This window comes from Alcaligenes sp. (genome assembly GCF_050255915.1).
GTDB classification, from domain to species: domain Bacteria; phylum Pseudomonadota; class Gammaproteobacteria; order Burkholderiales; family Burkholderiaceae_B; genus Alcaligenes; species Alcaligenes aquatilis.
Genome location: NZ_JBFWIQ010000006.1, coordinates 59,157 through 81,428, shown reverse-complemented (window position 1 = coordinate 81,428; position 22,272 = coordinate 59,157). Strand labels below are relative to the sequence as shown.

The 22,272-nt window shown below is 58.0% G+C and carries 22 protein-coding genes; 13 read left to right on the top strand and 9 right to left on the bottom strand.

Translation table 11 applies throughout. The features are described 5' to 3' along the window. Nucleotides 1-64 precede the first annotated feature (64 nt). From AB7E06_RS09245 to AB7E06_RS09210, 8 genes are all read left to right on the top strand, one after another. Nucleotides 65-826, top strand: coding sequence for an ABC transporter ATP-binding protein (locus AB7E06_RS09245; protein WP_125277349.1), 762 nt, complete (start codon nt 65-67; stop codon nt 824-826). Then, entirely contained in the window at nt 826-1,650 is an 825-nt protein-coding gene (locus tag AB7E06_RS09240; RefSeq protein ID WP_094195406.1) for an ABC transporter permease, read from the top strand. The genes AB7E06_RS09245 and AB7E06_RS09240 overlap by 1 nt, the downstream gene beginning before the upstream one ends. Beyond that, nucleotides 1,647-3,155, top strand: a complete 1,509-nt coding sequence (locus AB7E06_RS09235) for an amidohydrolase family protein (RefSeq protein WP_427956504.1) — start codon at nt 1,647-1,649, stop codon at nt 3,153-3,155. Before AB7E06_RS09240 ends, AB7E06_RS09235 begins: the two co-directional genes overlap by 4 nt. A gap of 122 nt (nt 3,156-3,277) precedes the next feature. Then, a complete protein-coding gene (locus AB7E06_RS09230) occupies nt 3,278-4,645 on the top strand; it encodes a dihydroorotase (RefSeq protein ID WP_249460961.1) in 1,368 nt (455 codons plus the stop codon). Further along, complete coding sequence (locus AB7E06_RS09225; protein WP_094195403.1) at nt 4,642-5,898, top strand: Zn-dependent hydrolase; 1,257 nt, start codon at nt 4,642-4,644, stop codon at nt 5,896-5,898. The genes AB7E06_RS09230 and AB7E06_RS09225 overlap by 4 nt, the downstream gene beginning before the upstream one ends. 1 nt (nt 5,899) lies before the next feature. Beyond that, nucleotides 5,900-6,538 carry a flavin reductase family protein gene (locus AB7E06_RS09220; RefSeq protein ID WP_094195402.1) on the top strand — a complete coding sequence of 213 codons (639 nt, stop codon included), beginning with the start codon at nt 5,900-5,902 and terminating at the stop codon, nt 6,536-6,538. A gap of 7 nt (nt 6,539-6,545) precedes the next feature. Continuing rightward, nucleotides 6,546-7,211 carry an aspartate/glutamate racemase family protein gene (locus AB7E06_RS09215; protein WP_094195401.1) on the top strand — a complete coding sequence of 222 codons (666 nt, stop codon included), beginning with the start codon at nt 6,546-6,548 and terminating at the stop codon, nt 7,209-7,211. A gap of 6 nt (nt 7,212-7,217) precedes the next feature. Continuing rightward, nucleotides 7,218-7,988, top strand: a complete 771-nt coding sequence (locus AB7E06_RS09210) for a fumarylacetoacetate hydrolase family protein (protein ID WP_094195400.1) — start codon at nt 7,218-7,220, stop codon at nt 7,986-7,988. Between the two features lie 170 nt (nt 7,989-8,158). On the opposite strand, the gene AB7E06_RS09205 is transcribed toward AB7E06_RS09210, so the two are convergent. Further along, nucleotides 8,159-8,596, bottom strand: a complete 438-nt coding sequence (locus tag AB7E06_RS09205; RefSeq protein WP_094195399.1) for an acetyltransferase — start codon at nt 8,594-8,596, stop codon at nt 8,159-8,161. A gap of 48 nt (nt 8,597-8,644) precedes the next feature. After that, complete coding sequence (locus AB7E06_RS09200) at nt 8,645-9,256, bottom strand: TetR/AcrR family transcriptional regulator (RefSeq protein ID WP_199827852.1); 612 nt, start codon at nt 9,254-9,256, stop codon at nt 8,645-8,647. A gap of 76 nt (nt 9,257-9,332) precedes the next feature. Here AB7E06_RS09200 and AB7E06_RS09195 point away from each other — a divergent pair, with 76 nt between their 5' ends. After that, nucleotides 9,333-10,439, top strand: a complete 1,107-nt coding sequence (locus tag AB7E06_RS09195; RefSeq protein ID WP_094195397.1) for a DUF418 domain-containing protein — start codon at nt 9,333-9,335, stop codon at nt 10,437-10,439. Nucleotides 10,440-10,551: 112 nt separating this feature from the next. Further along, nucleotides 10,552-11,394: a branched-chain amino acid aminotransferase gene (locus AB7E06_RS09190; protein ID WP_094195396.1), complete on the top strand. Its 843-nt coding sequence runs from the start codon at nt 10,552-10,554 to the stop codon at nt 11,392-11,394. A 92-nt stretch (nt 11,395-11,486) separates the two neighbouring features. Here the strand turns inward: AB7E06_RS09190 and AB7E06_RS09185 are convergent, their stop codons facing one another. The 4 genes from AB7E06_RS09185 to AB7E06_RS09170 are packed head-to-tail and all read right to left on the bottom strand — an operon-like array spanning nt 11,487 to nt 15,996. Next, nucleotides 11,487-12,419, bottom strand: a complete 933-nt coding sequence (locus AB7E06_RS09185; RefSeq protein ID WP_094195395.1) for a DUF6999 family protein — start codon at nt 12,417-12,419, stop codon at nt 11,487-11,489. A 3-nt stretch (nt 12,420-12,422) separates the two neighbouring features. Continuing rightward, nucleotides 12,423-14,333 carry a beta-ketoacyl-ACP synthase III gene (locus AB7E06_RS09180; RefSeq protein WP_094195394.1) on the bottom strand — a complete coding sequence of 637 codons (1,911 nt, stop codon included), beginning with the start codon at nt 14,331-14,333 and terminating at the stop codon, nt 12,423-12,425. Nucleotides 14,334-14,347: 14 nt separating this feature from the next. Next, entirely contained in the window at nt 14,348-15,262 is a 915-nt protein-coding gene (locus AB7E06_RS09175) for a fatty acid desaturase (RefSeq protein ID WP_094195393.1), read from the bottom strand. Further along, complete coding sequence (locus AB7E06_RS09170) at nt 15,259-15,996, bottom strand: sterol desaturase family protein (protein ID WP_094195392.1); 738 nt, start codon at nt 15,994-15,996, stop codon at nt 15,259-15,261. The genes AB7E06_RS09175 and AB7E06_RS09170 overlap by 4 nt, the downstream gene beginning before the upstream one ends. A gap of 261 nt (nt 15,997-16,257) precedes the next feature. Here AB7E06_RS09170 and AB7E06_RS09165 point away from each other — a divergent pair, with 261 nt between their 5' ends. Continuing rightward, the gene (locus AB7E06_RS09165) at nt 16,258-16,608 is read left to right on the top strand and encodes a hypothetical protein (protein ID WP_159063888.1); all 351 of its coding nucleotides are present in this window, start codon (nt 16,258-16,260) and stop codon (nt 16,606-16,608) included. Nucleotides 16,609-16,679: 71 nt separating this feature from the next. Further along, nucleotides 16,680-18,239, top strand: coding sequence for a TerC family protein (locus tag AB7E06_RS09160; RefSeq protein ID WP_094195391.1), 1,560 nt, complete (start codon nt 16,680-16,682; stop codon nt 18,237-18,239). Between the two features lie 34 nt (nt 18,240-18,273). Here the strand turns inward: AB7E06_RS09160 and AB7E06_RS09155 are convergent, their stop codons facing one another. Next, nucleotides 18,274-19,248 carry a FecR family protein gene (locus AB7E06_RS09155; protein WP_094195390.1) on the bottom strand — a complete coding sequence of 325 codons (975 nt, stop codon included), beginning with the start codon at nt 19,246-19,248 and terminating at the stop codon, nt 18,274-18,276. Between the two features lie 170 nt (nt 19,249-19,418). Beyond that, complete coding sequence (locus AB7E06_RS09150) at nt 19,419-20,315, bottom strand: LysR family transcriptional regulator (protein ID WP_427956493.1); 897 nt, start codon at nt 20,313-20,315, stop codon at nt 19,419-19,421. 89 nt (nt 20,316-20,404) lie between these two features. Here AB7E06_RS09150 and AB7E06_RS09145 point away from each other — a divergent pair, with 89 nt between their 5' ends. Then, a complete protein-coding gene (locus tag AB7E06_RS09145; RefSeq protein ID WP_125277333.1) occupies nt 20,405-20,974 on the top strand; it encodes a DMT family transporter in 570 nt (189 codons plus the stop codon). 6 nt (nt 20,975-20,980) lie between these two features. On the opposite strand, the gene AB7E06_RS09140 is transcribed toward AB7E06_RS09145, so the two are convergent. Then, nucleotides 20,981-22,174, bottom strand: coding sequence for a multidrug effflux MFS transporter (locus AB7E06_RS09140; protein ID WP_427956489.1), 1,194 nt, complete (start codon nt 22,172-22,174; stop codon nt 20,981-20,983). Nucleotides 22,175-22,272: the final 98 nt, after the last annotated feature.

Sequence of the window (22,272 nt, the reverse complement as noted above, 5' to 3'; positions counted from 1 at the left end):
GAGCTGATTTTTGCACGCGCACTGGCTTGGCCCAGGCGGGTCAGCGCGCGCCTAGGAGCGCATTGTGATACGCATTCAAGACGTGAACCTGATCTACGGTCGTCATACCGAGCGCGAGACTCAGGCACTGAAACAAATCAATCTGGACATCCAGGACAACGAAATCATTGCCATCGTCGGCGCCTCGGGCTGTGGTAAATCCACGCTGTTGCGCCTGATTGCGGGCTTATTGATGCCCACCAGCGGCACGGTCAGCATTGATGATGAAATCGTTGCCCACCCTCGTCAGGACACCGGCATTGTGTTCCAGGCTCCCACCCTGGTGCCTTGGGCCAATATTCTGAACAACACCCTCTTGCCGTCCAGCATCATGGGGCGGCTGGACGATCAGGCTCGCAACCGCGCCACACGCCTGCTGACCACCGCCGGTCTGGGCAATTTTCTGCACCATCACCCCAAGCAATTGTCCGGCGGCATGCAACAACGCGTGGCCATTTGCCGCGCGCTGGTACACAACCCCAAAGTGGTGCTGATGGATGAGCCTTTCGGCGCACTGGACGCGCTGACCCGCGAAACCATGACACTGGAACTGCTGCGCCTTTGGTACGAAGACCCCAAAACCATTGTGTTTGTGACGCACTCGATTTCCGAAGCCGTCATGCTGGGCCACCGTATTGTGGTGATGTCGCCACGCCCTGGCCAGATTAGCGAAATTCTGGATGTGAACCTGCCCCGCGAACGCGACTTTTCCCTGGTGGGCACGCCGGAATTCACACGCTGTGCCGCCGCCGTGCGTGAACTTATTTTCCAACACGAGGTGGCTTGATGAGCGAGCAAACTCAAACCCTGGTCGCCGCGCCCGTGCGCAAGCGACGACTGCGCCTGCGCGATTTCAATGAAATTACCGTCCCGGCCATCACCCTGATTGCCGTGGTCATTCTGTGGGAACTGGCCAGCCGCCTGTTTGATATCCCTGAATACCTGGTGCCTGCCCCCTCGCGCATCTGGGCCGATTCCATGCAAATGAAAGAGGCCATGCTGATGCACACGCTGGTGTCCACGCGCACCATCATGCTGGGCTTTTTGCTGTCCATTGTGGTGAGCTTCCCGCTGGCCGTGCTGATTACCTACTCGCGTTTTTTCGAGCAGGCGATTTACCCGCTGCTGATTCTGACTCAGTCCATCCCCAAGGTGGCCCTGGCCCCGATTCTGGTGATTATCTTTGGACCTACTGAGCTGCCGCGTGTCGTGGTGACTTTTTTGGTCGCGTTTTTCCCGCTGGTGATCTCCATGACCGCTGGCCTGCTGGCCGCCCCGCCCGAGCTGATCGAGCTGGTCCGTGCCTGCCGTGCCACCCGTATGCAAGAGTTCTTCCGTATCCGTCTGCCCTTTGCCGTGCCCTTTATTTTCTCGGGCCTGAAGGTCGCCATCACCTTGTCCGTCGTCGGCGCGGTGGTGGGTGAGTTTGTAGCGGCCGACCAAGGCCTGGGCTACCTGATCACCACCTCCACCGCTTTCTTCAAGACGCCGGTGGCCTTTGGCGCCATGGCCATCTTGTCGGTGCTGGGTATTGTGTTCTTCCAGGTGATCTCTGCCGCCGAACGTATCCTGTTCCCTTGGGCAATCAAAGACAATCGGAGCGGATCATGACATCCCCTTATACGGTCATCCGTGGGGGCCTGGTGCTGGCTCACGCCCAGGCCAAAGCCGAGCTTTTGGACATTCTGATCAAGAATGGCGAGATCGAAGCCATGGGACCGCCCGGCCTGCCCGCCCCCTTTGACGCCACGGTAGTGCAAGCGGATGACCAACTGCTGCATCCCGGCCTGATCAACGCCCACACCCACGGCCACGGCACCTATGCCAAGGCCATGGGGGATCGCTGGTCACTGGAACTGTTGTTGACAGCAGGCCCCTGGATCAATGGCGACCGTCATCTGGAAGACAAGTACCTGAGCACGCAGCTAAACGCGGCAGAAATGCTGCTCAAAGGCTGTACCGCCAGCTACGACCTGTATTCTGAGGTCCCCGTCCCCACGGCGGAAGGCATGAATGCCGTCGCCCAGGCCTATGTGGATGCCGGTATGCGGGCCACCGTCGCCCCCATGATGGCGGACCTGTCTTTTTACCAATCCGTGCCCGGCCTGATCGACGCCCTGCCGGAAGAACTGCAGAAGTTTGTGGCCCAACTGGCACCCCAGTCGTTTCGGGCCACGCTATCGGGTCTGACAGACTTTCTGGACCAGCAGCGCAACCCCGACCGCATTCGCGTGGCTTTGGCGCCAACCATTCCCATGCTGTGCTCGGACGAGTTCCTGCAAACCTGCGGTGAAATCAGCGCAGAACGCACTATCGGCCTGCACAGCCACGTTGGCGAGTCCTATGTGCAAGCCCTGACCGGCATGAAGCGTTATGGCACCACTATTGTTCAGCATCTGGACAAGCTGGGCCTGATCTCGCCCCGCTTCACCCTGGCGCACGCCATCTGGCTGGACGAACGCGATCTGGACATTCTGGCCTCGCGCGGCGCCATGGTGGCCCACAACCCCGGCAGCAATATGCGTTTAGGTAATGGGATTGCCGATGTAAACGCCATGCTGGAACGCGGTATTACCGTGGGCCTGGGCACGGACGGCTCAAACAGTGGCGATAACCAGAACATGTACGAAGCCATGCGTCTGGCCTCTTTCTCGTCCAAGGTGCGCGGCCCGGATACGGAACGCTGGGTCACAACCGAACAAGCGCTGTATGCAGCGACGGAGGGCAGTGCCCGCTGTCTGGGCATGGGCGAGCAGTTGGGGCGTCTGGAACCGGGCCGCAAGGCCGACATCGTGTTTCTGGATCTGGGCCATATCAACTGGATTCCGCGTAACAACACGGTCAACCAATTAGTGCATCTGGAAGACGGCCTGGCGCTGCGCCATGTGATGGTCGACGGCCAGTTTGCCGTGCGCGACCGACAGTTAACACAAGTGAATATGCCGTACCTGCGCCAGCAAGTGGAGCAGGCCCAGGAACGCATCACGCGCAACACCTATGACAAGCGTCACATCACGGAAAAACTGGCCAAGGCGGTGGGCTCTTTCTGCCTGTGCCTGGGCCATGACCGCTATCACGTACAGCGCTGGGCGCACTCCAAGCAAGACTTAACATGACGTTATGTTTTACCGATAAATAGGCATACGACATTCATGATTGAATTTGCTTCAATCATAGAAACGAACACGATTACGGACACGCGACATGCGCGGGCCCGAGCCATCCAAGGAGGAAAATAATGAGCGACTTCGATCTGGTAGTACGAGGAAATATTGTTGAGCGCGACCGCATCATCACGGACGGCTGGCTGGCCGTGCGGGAAGGTCGCGTAGCAGCCCGTGGCGTTGGCGCGGCCCCCTCGGCCCGCGAGCACGTAGATGCGCGTGGCATGTGGGTGATGCCCGGCGTGCTGGACGGCCAGGTGCACTCGGGCAGCCAGGCCAATCAGGAAGGGCTGGGCTGGGCCTCGCGTGCGGCCGCCGCCGGTGGCGTGACCACCATGGTGGAAATGCCTTACGACGATCCCGAACCCGTTGCCTCCCGTCCGCAACTGGACGACAAGATTGCCCGCATTGAAAGTGACTGCCACGTGGACGTGGCCTGCTACGGCACCCTGAACGACCAGCATGGTTTGGAAGCGGCGGCAGGCCTAATTGAAGGCGGCGTGTGCGGCTTCAAATTCTCTACCTTTGAAGCCAGCCCCAACCGCTTCCCGCGCGTGGAAGAAGACATCCTGATGGAAGCCTTCCGCCTGATCGCCCCCTCTGGTCTGGCTTGCGGTGTGCACAACCAGGACCAGGAACTGACTCGCAAGAACATCAAGCGCATGGTCGAAGCCGGTGATACGGGCTGGGACGCATTCTTGCGCGCCCACACACCGTTGATCGAAAACCTGGCCACCAGCGCTATTTACGAAATCGGTGCCCAGACCGGTGCCCGTGCCCACGCCGTGCACGTGTCCCTGTCGCGCGGTTTTGAAATCTGCAATATGTACCGTCAGGCAGGCCACAAGGCCTCGATTGAAACCTGCGTGCAGTACCTGATGCTGAACCACGAAGAGCACACCCGCCGCTTCGGTGCCAAGACCAAGCACTACCCACCGATTCGCCCCAAGGCGGAAATGGATCTGCTCTGGACCCACATTGCCAACGACGAATGTACCTTCGTGTCCTCCGACCACGTGAGCTGGGGCCTGGAGCGCAAGCAGTTTGACAATGTGTTCCAGAACTCCTCCGGTGGTCCTGGTCTGGAAACCCTGCTGCCCGCCTTCTGGACAGGCTGCGCCGAGCACGGCATTTCTCCCACCATGGTCGTCAAACAGTTGTGCTGGGGCCCTGCTCAACACTTTCTGCTGGAACACCGCAAGGGCTCGCTGAATGTAGGAGCAGACGCCGACATCGTGATCGTCAAACCCGAAACCTACCGCTTTGACCCGTCCACCAGCCTGTCTGCTGTGACCTGGAGCTCCTTTGAGGACCGTGAATTCCAGGTACGTGTGCAAGCTACCTATGTGCGCGGCCAACTGGCCTGGGACGGCAAAACCGTGCGTAACGCAGCGGGCGACGGTCAGTTCATTCGTCCGCACAAGGCAGGCGAACTGTCATGAGTCTGGCCATGCCCTTGCTGAACCAGGAGCGTCTATGGCGCAGCACTCAGGAGCTGGCCGCGTTCACGCTACCCGACCAGCCCTGGACCCGTCGCGCCTTCTCCGATCTGTTTCTGCAATCGCGTCAGTGGCTGCTGAAACAGTTCGAGGAAGCGGGCCTGACAGTACGCGTGGATGCCGCCGGCAATCTGATCGGTCGCCGCGAAGGACGCAAGCCCGGTCTGGCACCGATTACGACCGGCTCGCACTGCGACACCGTGATGTATGGCGGGCGCTACGACGGCATTATCGGCGTGCTGGCCGGGCTGGAAGTCGCCCGTTGCCTGAACGAGCAGAACATCCAGCTAGACCACCCTTTTGAAGTGGTGGATTTTCTGTCTGAGGAACCTAGCGACTATGGCGTGTCCTGCGTAGGCAGCCGCGCCATGGGCGGAGTTCTGTCCGAGGCCATGCTGGCCGAACGCAATCCACAGGGCGAAACACTGGCACAAGGCATTGCCCGTATCGGTGGCCGCCCCCAGGAACTGGCCCAGGCCCGTCGTGCACCCGGTGATACTGCCGCTTTTGTCGAGTTGCATATCGAACAAGGGCCGGTGCTGGAATCACGCAATCTGCCCATTGGTGTGGTCAGCAATATCGTGGGCATTTGCCGCCACCGCATCATCATCACGGGTCGTCCAGACCATGCTGGCACCACACCCATGGACATCCGCCGTGATGCCCTGGTCGGTGCCAGCCTGATCATCAATGCAGTGGACCGCAAGGCTCGCCGTGCGCTGGGTGGGCCAGACTATCTGGTCGCTACCATTGGCAACCTGAACCTGACTCCCAACGCCTCCAATGCCGTTCCCGGACGCGTAGAAATGATGGTGGAAGTGCGCAGCGACCGTCAGGAGCTGATGCAGAACTTTACCGAAGAACTGCTGGCCCAGCTGCGCCCGGAAATCGAGGCCATGGGCCTGGGTCTGGACGCGGCGCAAGTCAGCCTGGCCAAGCCCACAGACTGCACGCCGGATGTGATGAACATTATCGAGCAGGCCGCCAGTGCGTTGGGATACCAGAGCATGGTCATGCCTAGCGGAGCCGGTCACGATGCGGTGTACATGGCACCCAGCGGCCCCATGGGCATGATCTTCATTCCTTGCCTGAATGGCCGCAGCCATTGCCCCGAAGAATCCATTACTTCCGAGCAGCTTTTGGACGGTACGCGGGTTCTGTATCAGACCGTTGTCATGTTGGACCAGAGGAACTGACATGGACTGGTCCTGTGATCAGCTCAGCGAACGCGAACGCTACCGTTTGTTGGTCAACACCGTGTTGCCGCGCCCCATTGCCCTGGTCACGACCTGTGACCAGCAGGGGCGCGTGAACACGGCCCCGTTCAGTTTCTTCAATGTGATGGGTTCAGCGCCTGCCGTGCTGGCACTGGGCCTGGAAAACGATACGCACTCTGCCGATGGCCTGAAGGACACCACCCGCAATATTCTGGCCACCGGCCAGTTTGTGGTGAACCTGATCAGTGCCAAGCTGGCACACGCCATGAATATTTGCGGCATTGCCTACCCGACCGGGCAGGCCGAGCATCTGCAAGCGGGCCTGGATCTGACCCCCAGCCTGCAAGTGCAACCGCCCCGTATCGCCCAATGCCCGGTGCAGTTTGAATGCCGCTTGCACACTGCGCTGGACCTGGGCCCGCTACGTCATATCGTCATTGGCGAAATCCTGCATTTGCACTGCGACGACGCCATCCTGACGCCTGAAAGGCGCATTGATATAGACGCGTACGACCCGATCGGGCGCATGCATGGTTCTGACTGGTATGTCGGCCTGCAAGGCCGCTTTCAGTCAGAAAAATTAAGCCACCAAAACGGGCCACCACCCACCCAAACATAACAACATCATGAACCGTCGCCCTCATATCTACGTTCTGAACCCCAATTCCAGCCAGATCGTAACGGACGGCCTGGACCGTGCTGTCCAGCCTTTGCGTCTGTCCGATGGCCCGGCTATTTCCTGCCTGCGCCTGCCCCAAGGACCGGCAGGTGTACAAAGCCAAACCGATATCGACACATTGATTCCCCACCTGCGCGCCCAGGCCCTGAGCGTCAAAGAAGACGCCGCTGCCTATGTGGTGGCCTGCTTTAGCGACCCCGGCCTGTACACCTTGCGCGAAACGGTGAATGTGCCTGTATTGGGCATTGCCGAAACCGGCGTGCTGACCGCCTTGTCGCTGGGCCAACGCTTTGGCGTGCTGTCCATTTTGCAGACCTCCATCCCGCGTCACCTGCGTTACTTTGGCGCAATGGGTGTGACGGATCGTCTGGCAGCCGATCTGGCCATCAATATGGGCGTGTCGGAGCTGGCTGACGAGAAAAAAGCCCTGCAACGCCTGACAGAAGTTGGCCAGCGCTTGCGTGATGAGCACGGTGCCGATGTTGTAGTGCTAGGTTGTGCTGGTATGGCCAATCAGCGCGAGGCGCTGGAACAGGCTTTGGGCATTGCCGTCGTGGAGCCCACGCAGGCGACCGTTGCGGTTGCCTTGGGCCGTTGCTTATTAGGCTGGTAAGCCTTGATGAACGCCCCTCTGCAATCCGGCTGCCTGGCAACCGCACAGCGGCTGCTTCAGGCTCGCCAAGAGAACCGCCCCATCGAGGACTGGCCCGAATCGCTGCGCCCGGTGTCGTTTGATCAGGCTTATCGCGTTCAAGCCATGCAAATGGACGCCTTGGGCCCCCTAGGTGGCTGGAAAGTCGGCGCGGCCAATAGCGTAGCCCCGCCTACCTGCGCCCCCCTGCCCCAGCGTTTTCGTTACGCCAGCCCGGATATTCCCGCCGGTAAAGACCTGTCCTTGCGCGGTATAGAAGTGGAAATCGGCCTGATTCTGGGTCAGGACTTGCCACCCGGTCAGGCCCTCTATTCCATGCAGCAGATCTGGCAGGCGATCAGCCAGGTTTGTGTGGCGGTAGAAATTGTGGAATCGCGTTTTGCGCAGCGTGACGCCGTGGGCCGTCTATCCACCTTGGCCGATCTGGCCAGTCACGGTGCGCTGGTCCATCAAGCACAAGGTATCGCCGCGCAAGACATGGCATTGCTACAGCCTGAATGGGCGCGCTTGCAAGTGGGGCAGCAAGCCTTGCTGCAAGGCCCGAACCAGAATCCAGCGGGCGAGCTGACACGGCTACTGATCTGGCTGGCCAATCAGGGCAGCCACCATCTTGGCGGGCTGAAAAACGGTCAGGTCATCATTACGGGCACGTGCCTGCCCATGCTGTATGCCGCTCCTGGCGACCGGATTCAGGCAGCCATTCACGGGATCGGTGAGCTGGACTTTATCTGTGCATAAAAGCACAAAGCCAGCGTCCAAAACGGCGCTGGCTTTGCCTGACAGAGCCTCTCATCAAGCAGCACAGGCTCTGCACTGCTATTGCAGGGAATGCCGCGTGCAAAGCCGATTTGCCAATAGTGACGGGCCTTGGGAGACAAAGACCCAAGCATCAGACCATGCGATACACATCAAGCCTGATATTGCAGATGAATCAGCGGATAAGGCCTGCCCTGATCGTCCACAGGCGAGCGGCCAACCCGCTTGAAGCCCATTTTTTCGTAGAAGCCCACGGCTTGCCCATTCTGTTCATTCACATCGGTGGTCATGGTGGGATGCAGGCTCAAGCCGTGCAGTACCAAAGCCTTGCCCACACCCGTTCCCCGGCTGTCCGGGTCCACAAACAAGGCCTGCATATGGCCTTCATCAATCAGCATGAAAGCCAGCGGGTAGTCCGTCTCGTCCACCGCCAGCCACAAGCTGGCCTGAGGCAGAAAACCGCAGACCAGTTCATCAATTTCCTGACGATCCTGAGCGGATAAAAAGTCGTGTGTAGCATCAACGGCCTTGCGCCAGATTTCAACAGCACGTTGCCCGTCCTCCGGGCGCGAATGGCGAATATTCATCATCTTTCCCTTTTAGGGGTTCATCTGGTTTTCACAGCAGGGGGATCACGCCTAACAACCACGCACTGGCTCTGCCTGGCCTGTACTGTCCGCCGAAACCGGCCGGGCTTCCAGAAAAAACAGACGTCGCAAATGCTGCTCGGCTTGTTCCGGGCTCAGTTGCGTAGACTGGGTCAGCAACATATTGGCTAGGCCGTCATACAAGGCGGACAGCCGCAACGCGGTACCTTCAGGATCGGGCGCTTGCCACAGTCCTTGTTCGGTCCCGAGTCTCAGGTAGGAGGCCAACTGTTCCAGCATCCGGCGTTGTACCCGTGTCATCACCACCGCCAGTGCCGCATCGGTTTTGGCCAGGTCGGCAGCCTCCAGCCACAAGAACCAGTAAATGCGATTGTTCTGTTCAAAGGCACTGTTCAGGTAACTTTCCATCAAGGCCTGCGGTTCTTGCGAGGCTTGCGCCTCCTGATCCAGCAACTGGTCAAAAATCTCGCCCCAGGCATCGGCCCGTAATTCGGACCAACGAAAGTAATGATTTAACAGCCCACGGCCCACCCCCGCCCGCTCGGTCACCATGCGGGTGGTCGCAGCACGTACCCCCACTTCCATCAAAATCTGGGCAGCGGCCTGTCGAATTCGCGTGGCACTGTCTTCTTTTTCACTCATCACCTGTCCCCTATTGACACATTGAGCAATCGCTCAATATTATGACATTGAACAAACGCTCAAACAATAAACACCTATGTCTTCGGCCTCTCGCAACTCCTCCATCGACCTGATTCGCACCGCTGCCCTGATTGGCATTTGTGTCGTGAACCTGCCCTATCTGGCACTGAGCGACAGTGACCCGATAAACATCTCCACCACCTATGACCATACCGCTGCCTTCCTGATCGAATTTCTGTTTCAGGGCAAATTTTTCCTATTGTTCTCGCTGATTTTTGGCTGGGGCATCGAAATCCAGGCACGCTCTGCCGAACGTGCTGGCGTTCCCCTGAGCCGCCGTTATTTTCGTCGCATGCTCGGCTTGGCCGTGCTGGGTTGCTTGCACGCAACCCTGGTATTTACTGGCGACATCCTGCTGCTCTACTCGGTGCTAGGTGTACTGATCTGGCCGCTGCGCACGCTCTCTGCGCGTGCTCTGGTCAAGGTCGCCTTGCTGATGGTGCTGATAGAAATTATTAGTATTGGACTGATCGTTTACCTGCTCTCCAGTACAGAGGACATGGCCCCGGTTTACTCCCTGGGTGGAGCCTTCTCCGAAGCCACGCTGGCGCGCCTGAAAGAATGGCCGAATGCCTTCGCTTTCATGTTCCTGTATCAAGGCCCTTTGGCGTTCGGAGCCATGTTGCTGGGACTGGCTGCAGCCAAAAGCAATTTCTTTGCACATCGTAGTGCAGGACAACACAAGCTGGGACGCGCCCTGCCCTGGCTCTTGCCGCTGGCTTTGGCCATCAATTGTTTTAGCGCCCTGGTGGCTTACGAAACCAACCTGATGGGACTGATTGGCCTGCTCAGCATTGCGATAGGTGCCCCCATGCTGTCAGCCGTGTATCTCTATCTATTGCTGCGCTGCGGGCAATGGTTCAGACTGCCCAATGTCTTGATTGAAGCAGGCCGCAATTCGCTGAGCGCCTATGTGACCCAAGGCATTTTGGCCGGGCTGATCTTCGGCAGCTATGGCCTGGATCGGTTCGATTCCTTTGGCAACGCGACCCTATTCGCCATTGCCATCGTACTGGCATTGCTGTCCATGATTTTGACGGGCCTGATTGCCCAGCACTGGGGGCGCGGCCCGCTGGAAGCGGTGCTACGACGCATCACCTACGGTGCCCAAAAAATCAGATAGCACGCTGACACCACCCCAAATCGTTTTTTGCTCTCTATTATGTGTACTGGAAATACGAGGACGGCAAAAATGAATTGCCACTACGCCACAATAAAATCAGGAGTGATGTCCCATGAGTAACAATGAAATCACTTGGTCCAATGGCCAATGGAGCGACACCAGCGCGCCTTTGATTGGCGCCACAGATCATGCTTTCTGGATGGCCACGACCGTATTTGACGGTGCCCGTTCCATCCACGGCCATACTCCGGATCTGGATCTGCACTGTGAGCGCCTGAACCGCTCGGCCATCACCCTGGGCATGGAACCCGTGATGACGCCCCAGCAAACCGTGGACCTGGTGCATGAGGGCCTGAAAAAACTATCCCACTCCACGGATTACTACATCAAGCTGCTGTATTTCGCGCCCGGCGGTTTCATCCAGCCCGATCCAGCCACCAGCCAATTGGCCATTCATATTTTTGAATCCCCCATGCCGGAAGACAGCGGCTTTAGCGCCACGTTCAGCGAATTCCTGCGCCCAGACCCCTCCATGGCTCCCACCGATGCCAAGGCGTCCTGCCTGTACCCCAACACCCAACGTATCTTGCGCGATGCCAGCGCACGGGGTTTTGACAACGCCATCGTGCTGGACTCCAAAGGCAAAGTGGCCGAGTTTGCCGTCGCCAACTTGTGGATTGTGCGTGACGGCGTCGTGCTCACACCCGAGCTGAACGGCACCTTTCTGAACGGCATTACCCGCCGCCGTGTCATGCAACTACTGCGCGACGATGGCCTTGACGTACGTGAAGTCAGCCTGACACCGCAAGACGTGCTGGATGCGGACGAGGTATTCAGTACCGGCAATTATGGCAAGGTCCTGCACTGCAATCGCATTGACGATCACCACTATGCGCACGGCCCGGTTGAGACCCGTGCTCGCGAGCTGTACATGGCTTATACCGAGCGCAACTAAGTCTCAAAAGGTAGCCAAGCGGCCACCTACATTACTGAAAAATAGGCAGTGCGCCCAATGAAAAACGGCTCATTATTGAGCCGTTTTTATTTTTATACGACGGGAGAAACCGGGCTATCGCCCTGCCCCAAATCTGGCGCTTGGTCCCCTTCTGCTTGCGCTTGCGCCTGCTTCATCTGATTGAGCAGGCTATGCAGCATCTCGGTCGACAAGCCGTGCAGCACCAAGCGGTAGCCTGCTCGCAAGGTCGACATAGGCACCAAAGGATGGCCATTGTTGAGCAGAATCAGGTGCTCGGGCGCCTGCAAAATCTTGGCCGCATAGATACCAATCGTCTCGTCCAACTGCAAGGAATTAGCTGCACGCCAGAAGTCGTTATCGGTCAGCAGCAACTGGTACAAGGGCGTGAACAGTTCAATGGCACTTTGCAGGTCCATCTTGTTCAGCGGGCCTTGCGGCATATCGTCCAGCGCCAGGGGCACGGGCTGAATCATGGAAAAATCCACCCGCTCCGGCGGGCCGATTTCCTGATTATTGTCCCGCAAGGACTGATTGAGCCGGATCACGAAATTGAACAGATTCAAATCGTGCTTCACAAAAGTGTGATCACGCAATTCGTCGATGTTCATGGGCGTGAGCGGCGAAGTCGGCACCTGGGTGGGCGAGTTGGCGGCGATAAAGGCCAGCACCTGTGAACCCAGATGGAAGTGGCGCAGAATCAGCCAGTTGGCCTGTGGCGAGACAAAACGTTTCAGGCCCCACACCAGAATGCGGTGCAGCAGGCCCGAGTGCGACCATTTGCGTGGCAAAAAGGTTTTAACGACTTGAATCAGCACAATCATCAGGCGTGCCAATGGCCGCAAGAACGGCAGCAGATACTGACGCGATGAGGAACTGGAGTCGGTCAGCCAGGCCTGCTTGACCTCGTCAGGCAGGGGCGTGCTGCGATCCAGATATAGGGCCCGCCAGGGATTGGGATCCTGCGGGTCATGCGGTTTGCTTAAAAAATCCGGGATTTGATCCATGACTTAACACTCTTTCGCGTATTGGAACTGCATCAGGTACAGGGCGGCAGTGCGACGTGCGGTTTCAATAATAATCTGCTCGGCGCGGCCTGTTTCATCGCAATCCAGAGCCAATTCCACCGCCACCAGCCAACGGGCCAGGTGATGCTCGTCGTTCATGCCGTGATAGTGCAGGAAACGGTACATATTCGGTTCCAGCGACAGCGAGGATTTCAGCAGGGGCAACAAAGCGGGCACAATGCGTTGGCCCGTGCCTTCAATAATATAAATCGCCCCCAGCAAACCAATCGGGTCCTGACTGGCCGCCAAGGCATGCAGGTAAGAATTCAGAGCCTGACCACCGGGATTACGAGTCAGTTGCTCGATCTCGGTCGCGGTGCCACCCGCATATTGATAATCCTCGAACAGAATCTTGAAGTCGTCCTGCTCTTCGCCTGCGTGCAGACGAATCAGCTCGGCCAGCGGTGCGTAAGTGGGCGACAAGGAGTCGCAGGCTTCGCGCATCCACTTGGCCCCTTCACGCACTTGGGGAATCCAGTCTGCCATCCACTTTTGATAGTCCTGCATGCGAATCGAGCCATCATGCAGGCTGCGCAGCAAAGGCGTACGCCACACCTGGGAACGATAGTCATGCCAGATGGGGGCCAATTGCGTCAGCAAATCGCGCAAGCCTTGCGGGGCCGTGGCCGGATCGTGCGGGGGAGCAATATCCACCTGCTCGCAGGACGCAGCTACCGCTTGCTTGGCAGACGGGTAGGACACGGTTGGGGCCGGCGCATCGCAGGCTTCCACTTCCAGCAGCATGTAGGCCGTCATGAAGCGGCCCGACTCGGGCACGTAACACAGGATTTGCTCGCCGGGCGTCAAGGTCCGATCACGCATGAACTCGGCCAGCATGATCAGAATGGATGCGGCTCCTGTATTGCCGCGCCAGCGCAGATTGCTGTACCAACGTTCGGCCGGGATACCCAGGCCAGCCTGCTCCAGCAAATCGGCCACTACAGGCATGAATTTTTCGGACGAGTAATGGCACAGGAAGTGGCTGATGCGCTCGGGGTCGACCCAGCCATCGCGCACCAGCTTCACGTACTCGTGAATGCCGATGTCAAACAAGTGCGGCAGCAGTCGAATGTCCTGGCGCAGGGACAAGGCACCGGCCTGCTCAGCGTCGGCCCAGGAGTCGTAATCCAGATGGCTACGCGTGGAGTCGCGGGCGGCACCTAGCTGCATGCAAACGGGGTAATCACCCGAGAAGGATTTTTGATGAATCCAGCGCAGACGCAAACGCACGCCGGGCTGGGTGGTAGGCAGCACCTGATCCTGGTGGCTAAGCAAAGCCGCACCGGCGCCATCGGACAGCATCCAGCGCAAAAAATGCGCGTCGAAGTCTGCCTGATAATCTTGTGATGCAAAACGCGAGCGGCGAAACAGGCGCGAAGGCATTTCGCTGGCCACCGCCATGCCATGGCGATGCGCCCCCAACTCGATACCTTGGGCAACCGTCTGCAAAGCCGTGACTCCTGCGGCGCAAATCCCGTGTACGGAATGCACTTCCAGCGGGGGGGCCGCCAGTTCCCCTTGAATCGCATTAGCAAAACCGGGCATCAGCAAATCCCCCCCTGATGAGCCGCTGGCCAGCAGGCCAATGTCGCTCATGCTCAAACCCGCCTGCTCCAGGCAACGGCGAATGGCATTAGCGGCCATAGCCGTATTGCTCCAACGCGTACTGCCATCTTCACCAATGGCGTAGTAGCGCTGTTGAATGCCGTTCTCGGCCAGAATGCGCTGCTTGATACGCCCCGAAATACGATTCAAGGGGGCAATAAAGTTATCCATGGCGGTGTTATCGACCGGCTCGCCGGGCATAAACCACTGGGCCTGATGGATAACAACGTGCTCAAAGGCCACGGGCATAGAAATACTCCTGATTACACGCAATCACGCCGACACTCTGTCTGGTCCACGGCGTTCAAGGATTGGCTGCGGTAGCGAGGCACAAACAGGCCCAGCACAAAAACACGCAGCATATAAGGCACCAGTCCCCCTTCGTTCAAGACGTCCGGGGTGCGGGCTCGGTATTCAGTGTCGTGCAGCCCGGTCAACTCGGACCAGTGCGTGCGCGGATGTTCATGGTGGGCCACATGCAGGCCGATATTAAAGAGCAAGGGGTTGACCAGGCCCTCGAAATTGCGGGCATAGGCCAACTGTTCGCCATGTCGACCCTCATGACTGCCGTCAGCATGGGCATGCTGCAGATAATTGGTGGTCAGCAGCCAGTGCAAACCATGCAACTGCGGCACGATGACGTACAAAAAACCTTTCCACGGATCCAGCGCCAAGGCCAGCGTCCAGCTCGCCAGCCACACACCGTATTGCGCCATGCAATAGGCCCAGACGCCCGGCCAATGCCGGCGCAAGCTGCCCAGCCAGCTAAAAATCGTGGGGTACAGCGCAGGCACAGCCTCAAAGGGGTGCATCAGCCAGCCCAGCGTGTCGTTGGTGTCCCCCCGCCAGAAACGGTAGGTGCGGGCCACATCTTTTTCACCATGTTTGTAGCGATGGTGATTGCGTCCATGCGCAGGCCAGAACACGCAAGCGGGGTGGCCTTGTACCAGAGTCAGCCAGAAATCCGTCAAGCGATTGGGGAGACGGCCGCGCCACATGCGCAAATGGTGATGATTGTGGTTGATAACGCCTATGCCCAGCGTCAGAAACAGCAGCACGCCGTACAGCATCCAGGAGAAACCGCCCCGCCACAGCGCGACCACCAGCACAGGGTAGGCAATCAGGTACAACAGGCTTTGCCAATCACGCGGGTGACGCAAACGCCAGGCAACACTCATCCGCGCGCCTCCTGGGGGCGATCGGGCAAGCGGGTGCCAAACAGGCGGTCCATAAAGCTGAATTGAAAGCCATAATTGCCGTTGTACTGCGCGTGATGGCGCTGGTGACGACGGCTGGCTGCCAGCCAGTTGCGGCTGGAGACATGGGGGAAAAAGTCGTAATTGGAGTGGCCGATGCTGTTGAAAAACAGGCTGAACAAAGGCACGGACAAGAGCGACCAAAAACTGAAGTCATGCACCACCATGGGCAGCAAGATCACATTGCCCAGCATGAGCGACTCCAGCGGGTGAAAACTGTAGGTAGAGAACGGCGTCACCACAACGGAAGAATGGTGCGGGCCATGATACCGGCGCAACCAACGGGTATGCAGGAGGCGGTGATTGATCCAGAAGTGCACATCGTTCCAGATCACCAGAGCCAGAATTTCCAGGGCAATACGGGTCGCGCTGGCATCGGGCGTCAAATGCGCCCAGCCCAGTTGCAAGAAGCCCCAGGGAAAAATCATGCCTGTGCCGAAGATCAGAATGGCCGTACCGGATTGCTTCAGTTCCCGGCGCAGTTGCCCAGGGCGCAAAGGACGTGTGTCCAAGGGACGTCCCCACCCCAAGGCAGGACAAAGCCAACGCGTCAGCGCCAAAGTGCCCAATGCGAACAGCAAATAAATGCCGCCGAAAAACAATAAGCCCACGCCCATGACCTGCCAGACGTTCAAGGCCTGAAAAGCCTGCCCCATTCCACTCTCTACGTAACAAAGTGCGCTCATGCTAGCGCGCTCAGAACGATTACGTTTGTTAATTTGGTTACTAATTGCTCACATTTGGACTGCCCACCCTTGTGATACCACCGTGCGCCAGCCCAGATTAATCATAACGGGATTTCTCCAGAGCCTGATAGACTGAACGCGCCCTTCGGGGACACAGAACTTGATCAGGCACTTGTCTTGAACCTGCCCGCATACGATATACTGACTCGTCACCGACTTCCTTTAGACACTATGAGACGCTGGTTCGTCGTCGTCTTACTTCTTATCCTTCCCCTGCAGGCTTACAGCTCCCACTACCACGCAACCGTGCAAGGTGGTCAATCGGCTTTATTCGTTCAACACGAATCCGATGCAGCCGAGTCTGTGGAACATCGCGTCTCCTCCGGGAATCATCCCTTGCAGCAGCTCAGCGCCATTCTGGCGCATACGCCCATGCAACAGTACGCCGATCATGCAGACACGCCTTTGCCTTATCCGGTACAGTCTTTTTGGCTGCATGCCTGGCCGACGGCTTGCCCAGCTTATTCCCTACCCACTATTTGCTGCGAATTCGCCCCCGAGCATCGCCCACCGCGCCTCTGATCTCTGAGGTGCCTGCGCGCGCTGCTCTTTTGCTTTTTTGCACTTATTTATCTGTCTAACAGGACAACATCATGGAATGGCTACTCGATCCCAGCATCTGGGTCGGCTTATTAACGTTGGTGGTGCTGGAGATTGTTCTCGGCATCGACAACCTGATCTTTATCGCAATTCTGGCCGATAAGCTCCCTCCGCATCAGCGCGACCGTGCTCGCCTGATCGGTCTGTCTCTGGCGCTCATCATGCGCCTGGGTCTGCTTACCATCGTCTCCTGGCTGGTCACCCTGACTACGCCGCTGTTCTCTATCGGACCACTCAGCTTTTCAGGCCGGGACCTGATCTTGCTGCTGGGCGGTCTGTTCCTGCTGTTCAAAGCCACCAGCGAACTGCACGAACGCCTGGAAGGCGGCAGCCACCACGCCAGCACCAATAAGGCTTACGCCAGCTTTGGTGTGGTCGTGGCGCAAATTGTGGTCCTGGATGCCGTGTTCTCCCTGGATGCGGTCATTACCGCCGTGGGTATGGTGGACGAACTGCCCGTGATGATGACGGCCGTGATCATCTCCATCGCCTTGATGATCTGGGCCTCCAAACCGCTCACCACCTTCGTGAACAACCATCCCACCGTGGTGGTACTGTGCCTGAGCTTTTTGCTGATGATTGGTCTGACACTGACCGCCGAAGGCCTGGGCTTCAAGATTCCCAAGGGCTATTTGTACGCGGCCATTGGTTTTTCTATTCTGATCGAGTTCTTCAACCAGATTGCCCACCGCAGCCTGCTGCGCTCACAATCGCGCCGCCCTTTGCGAGACCGTACGGCTGAAGCCGTGCTGCGCATGCTCAGCAACCGCAAGAATCAAGACAAGGACGACGGCGGTAGTGACGGCCAACTGGAACTCAATGAGCAGACTTTCCGCACCGAAGAACGCAATATGGTCAGCGGTGTGCTCAGTCTGGCAGAACGCCCGATCCGCTCCTTGATGACTCCTCGCCAGGAAATTACCTGGCTCAATATCGAGGACTCCACCGACACCTTGCGCCAGCAATTGCGCGCGACTCCGCACAGCTTCCTGCCGGTGTGTCAGGGCGATCTGGACCAGGTAGTGGGTGTGGCCCGCGCCAAGGACTTGCTGGCCGATCTGGACAACTACCCCGAGGTGAAAGTGTGGCCAGACTTGCGCGAACCCATCATCGTGCACGAGCACACGGATGTCCTTAGCGCGATTGCCATGCTCAAGCAGTCCAATGGCCAGTTCGTGCTGGTCACTGACGAGTACGGGGCAATTGAAGGTCTGCTGACCCCTATCGACATTCTCGAGGCCATTGCCGGTGAATTCCCCGACGAGGACGAACAGCCCGCCATTCAGCAAATTGGCCCCAATCTGTGGCAGGTGGACGGCAGCACCGACTTGCTCTTGCTGGCCCAGGCGGTAGAGGCAGACGATTTGCTCTTGAAAGACAGCAACTTCAACTCCGTAGCCGGCTTCTTGCTGGAGCGTCTGGACTCCCTACCTACGGTAAGGACCGTTGTTGAGGCCGAAGGCTTGCGCTTTGAGATCACCGAAGTCAGCCAGCGTCGTATTGCAACGGTACACGTCAGCCGTTTGCAAACACCCGCGCAGACACAAGAGTAAAGAAATGGCCCGCTTCACAGCGGGCCATTTTCAATCAGGCACGGCTCAAAAGAGCAATTCCACCCGGCAAACACATCACCTGTACGCCGTATACCTGCTGCAAGACCTCCAGCACCTCGGGCAAGTTATCCAGACTGACCGCAAAGCTGACCAATACAGAGCCCAACGTGGCGTCTCGCAAAATCAAATGTCCTGCCCAATAGCGGTTCAGCTCAGCCAGCACCTGTGACAAGGGCTGCTCATGAAAAGCCAATCGGCCCTGCCGCCAGGACGGCAAGTTCTCCGCTGCAACCGTCTGCACCGAACTGATGGCATGGCGTCCATACACCAACTGCTCTCCGGCCCCCAAACGATAGCCTTGCCCGCCAACGTCCACCTGCGCACTGCCGGACAAACAGGTCACCTGAGTTTGGCCATTCAGATAGCGAATATTGGTACGGCCATTAAAAGTCTGAATGGAGCCTGCGCCAGCGAACACCGTAGCTACCGAGGCCGACCGCTCGGACTGACGCACCTCCACCTCTCCGTCCAGCAGAGCCACAACCCTGCCCAAATGCGGGTCGTCACTGACATTCAAACGACTGCGGGTATTCATATCCAGCCAAACATGGTCCATCAGTTGGACGCGCCGCTGCTCGCCTGCACCCGTGCGATAGTCAGCACGTAAATCGGCCAAGGAGGGCCACAGTTGCAAAGGGGGTTTGGCGAGCAAATACAGTCCACCCCCCAGTAGCAAACCACCCAGCAAGGCACGGCGCAAAGGCTGATGACCGCGTTTTTTCATCAACTTGGCCTCGCGCAGCCATTGTTCACGGTCTTGAGGTGTGGCATCCCACATTTCGCGCGCGTGGGCGAAAGCGGCGGCATGAGACGGGCTGCGCCCACACCAACGACGCAACTCCCGAGCCTGACGAGAGGTCAGCGAGGACGTTTTCAGGCGGCTGACCCAGGCTCGTGCCTCCTTGTGCAAGGTGTCTTCATCCAGATTCACGGCATTAGCAGGGTTCATCAACAAATCAATTCAAAAAGCACGACACAAGGACTGAAAATCGCAATCCAAAACGTTTTGCCTATCCGTTTAAACGGATAAAAATTAAATTTCAAGGGCAAGCGTAAATTGTCGGAAACTGCAGGCCCTACCGTCAAGCCACAGGCAGTCATAAAGGGTAAAGTCCAGTGTTAACAGCACTGCATCATCTGCCGACGCAGCCAGGCATGGCCCGGGTCGGCATGGCGACGGCTATGCCAGACTTGCTGAAACAATACCGAGGGAATAGGCAGCGGCGGCTGGAAAAACACCAGTTCGGCCTGCTCGCGCAGATGCTCGGCACTGCGGCTGGACACTGTCAAAATCAGGTCCGTGCCAGCCAGTACTTGAGCAGCAGCACTCCAATGCGGCAAAGACAACACGATTTGCCGTTTAAGACCGCGTCGATTCAAGACATTGTCGACTTCACTTTCCCCTCCCGGACGCATGGCCAGCAGTACATGCGGGCGCTGTAACCATTCAGCCAAAGCGGGCGCTTGCCCCTCAGCCAGGCTGGCCCGATCCGCAATACAGATCAGATGTTCCTCAAACAAGGTCTGCGCCTGCAGACTGGCCGGGATTTCCGAAAACACCCCCAGGGCCAGATCAATCTCGCCATCGCGCAACTGCGCCAACATGGCTTCCCGGCTGGCCTGGCTGACCGCCAAGCGAATCCCCGGCGCTTCTTGCCGTAGGCAGCGCATCAAGGGAGGCAAAACGATTTGTGCACCGTAATCCGACATGGCAAGACGGAATTCACGTTGTTCGCTGGCCGGGTCAAAACCGCCCGTATCCAGCAAACCATTTAATTGCTCTAAAGCCTGTTCCAGCGGGCGCTGCAATTGCAAGGCCAGCGCGGTTGGTTCCAAGCGGGAACCCCGACGTATCAGCAAAGGATCGTTGAACACTTGGCGCAGATGCGCCAAAGCATGACTGACGGCGGGCTGACTTTTATGCAAACGCCTGGCAGCCCGCGTCACATGCTGTTCGGTCAACAAGGCATGCAGGCTCAGCATTAAATTCAAGTCTATACGGCGTAGCTCATTCATAGAACGAATAATGACTGTGCACACTATTAATTTCAATAAGAATTACGAATAGTGCAAGATAGAGCTTTGATTCTTAGGGAGATGCGCTTATGCCGGGTACCGTTTTATTCAGTATGTTGGTGGCTGTCTTTGCCGGATCGGCTGTGCCGTTTCAAGCCGCCAGCAATGCCGTTCTGGGTAAAGTCCTGGGGCATCCGCTATGGGCAACACTGGTCTCACTCTGTATCAGTGCGGCGCTGGTGCTGCCAACAATCTGGCTGATGCGCGCCCCCGCTCCCCTGACTGCACAACTGGCACATGCCCCCTGGTGGGTATGGACAGGTGGTATTGGCGGGGTGATTTACATCAGCGCCGCCCTGATCCTGACGCCACGCATGGGCGCGGCCAGCTTTATTGTCTGTGTGGTAGCCGGGCAAATGCTCAGCTCCATGCTGATCGACCACTACGGCTTGATGGGCCTGACCCCGCGCCCTGTCCATATGGGACGCATCGTGGGCGTGCTGCTGATTCTGGCTGGCATGGGCTTGGTGCAATGGTTTACGCCATCCGTGCCTGCAGCGGCTGAAAATGAAAGCGCCACTGCGGATCACAGTGGCGCTCAGCAAGGCAATCCAAGTCTTGCTCACCGTGCAGGCGCTAAAAGCAGCACCCGCTCTTGAGCCCGCTTAGGTGCAAGCCTTGGTCGATTTGGGGCGGAACTGGCTGCCCCACCAGAACCCGGCCGACAAGGCAGCCGCACACAACATGCCCAAGGCCAGCAACAGGCCGCTGTCGAACAACAGCGGAGCCACTACACCAGAAACAGTGGCAAACAAGAGCATTTGCCAGGCACTTTGTACCGAGGAAGCCAGACCGCGCATGGTGGGGAAGGTGCCCAAGGTCACCACCGTCATGCCTGGCAAGGCCATCGACATGCCAAAGGCGTACACAAAAATAGGCATCACCGCCCAAGGCACTTCAGCCTGGAACAGCAGGTTATACACGGTGTTAAAGGTTGCACCAGCCAGCATGATGGACAAGCCCAGACGAATCATGCGTGCCGGGGCCAATTTTTCGGCAAAGCGAGCATTCAGAATGGAGCCGCCCAACATACCCCCAATAAAGGGCAGGAACAGCCAGGCAAAGGCGGTTTCTGTCAGACCCAGCACACCAATCACAAAGCTGGCCGCTGACGAAATGTACAAGGCAAAACCACCAAAAGCGAATGCAATGGCCGAGATGGCCAGCACAAACCGGCCATTGCTCAAGGCGCGTGCATAATTGGCCAAAATGACCCACAGTTTCAAGGGCTGGCGCGATGCCACGGGCAAGGTTTCAGGTAGTTGTCGCCAACACAGCGCAATCAGGCCGATGCTCAGTACCGTCAGCATCCAGAACACGGAACGCCAGCCCGAATAGCTGCTTAAATAGCCTCCCATTACCGGAGCAAGAGCGGGCGCCAAACTGAACACCATGGTGATGTGGGCAAACAAGCGCTGGGCCTGCACCCCTTGTACACAGTCGCGCGCCAGGGCCTGACCGACGACCCGCCCCGCACCAGCCGAACAGCCCTGGATCAAACGGAAGAACAACAGCCAAGAAAAGCTAGGGGCCAGCGCCGAGCCCACGGACCCGATCAAGAACAGGATCAGGGAGGCCAGAATCACGGGACGCCGCCCGAAACTGTCGGACAACATGCCCCAGAACAGGCTCATGAAGGCAAAACCAAACAGATACAGACTTAAGGTCTGCTGAACCATTGACTGGTCAACGGAAAATTCAACACCGATGCGGTGAAATGACGGCAGATAGGCATCGGTAGCAAAAGGCCCCAGCATCGCCAACGCCGCCAACACCAAGGTCAGCTTGCGGTAATTCATAGATAGCTTTGGAAAACAGGAGGGCGCCAGAACTGGCGCAGGGATAGGGGCATGGTACCCCTTAACCGGACCGTACGGACATATCCGCACAAGGCGTA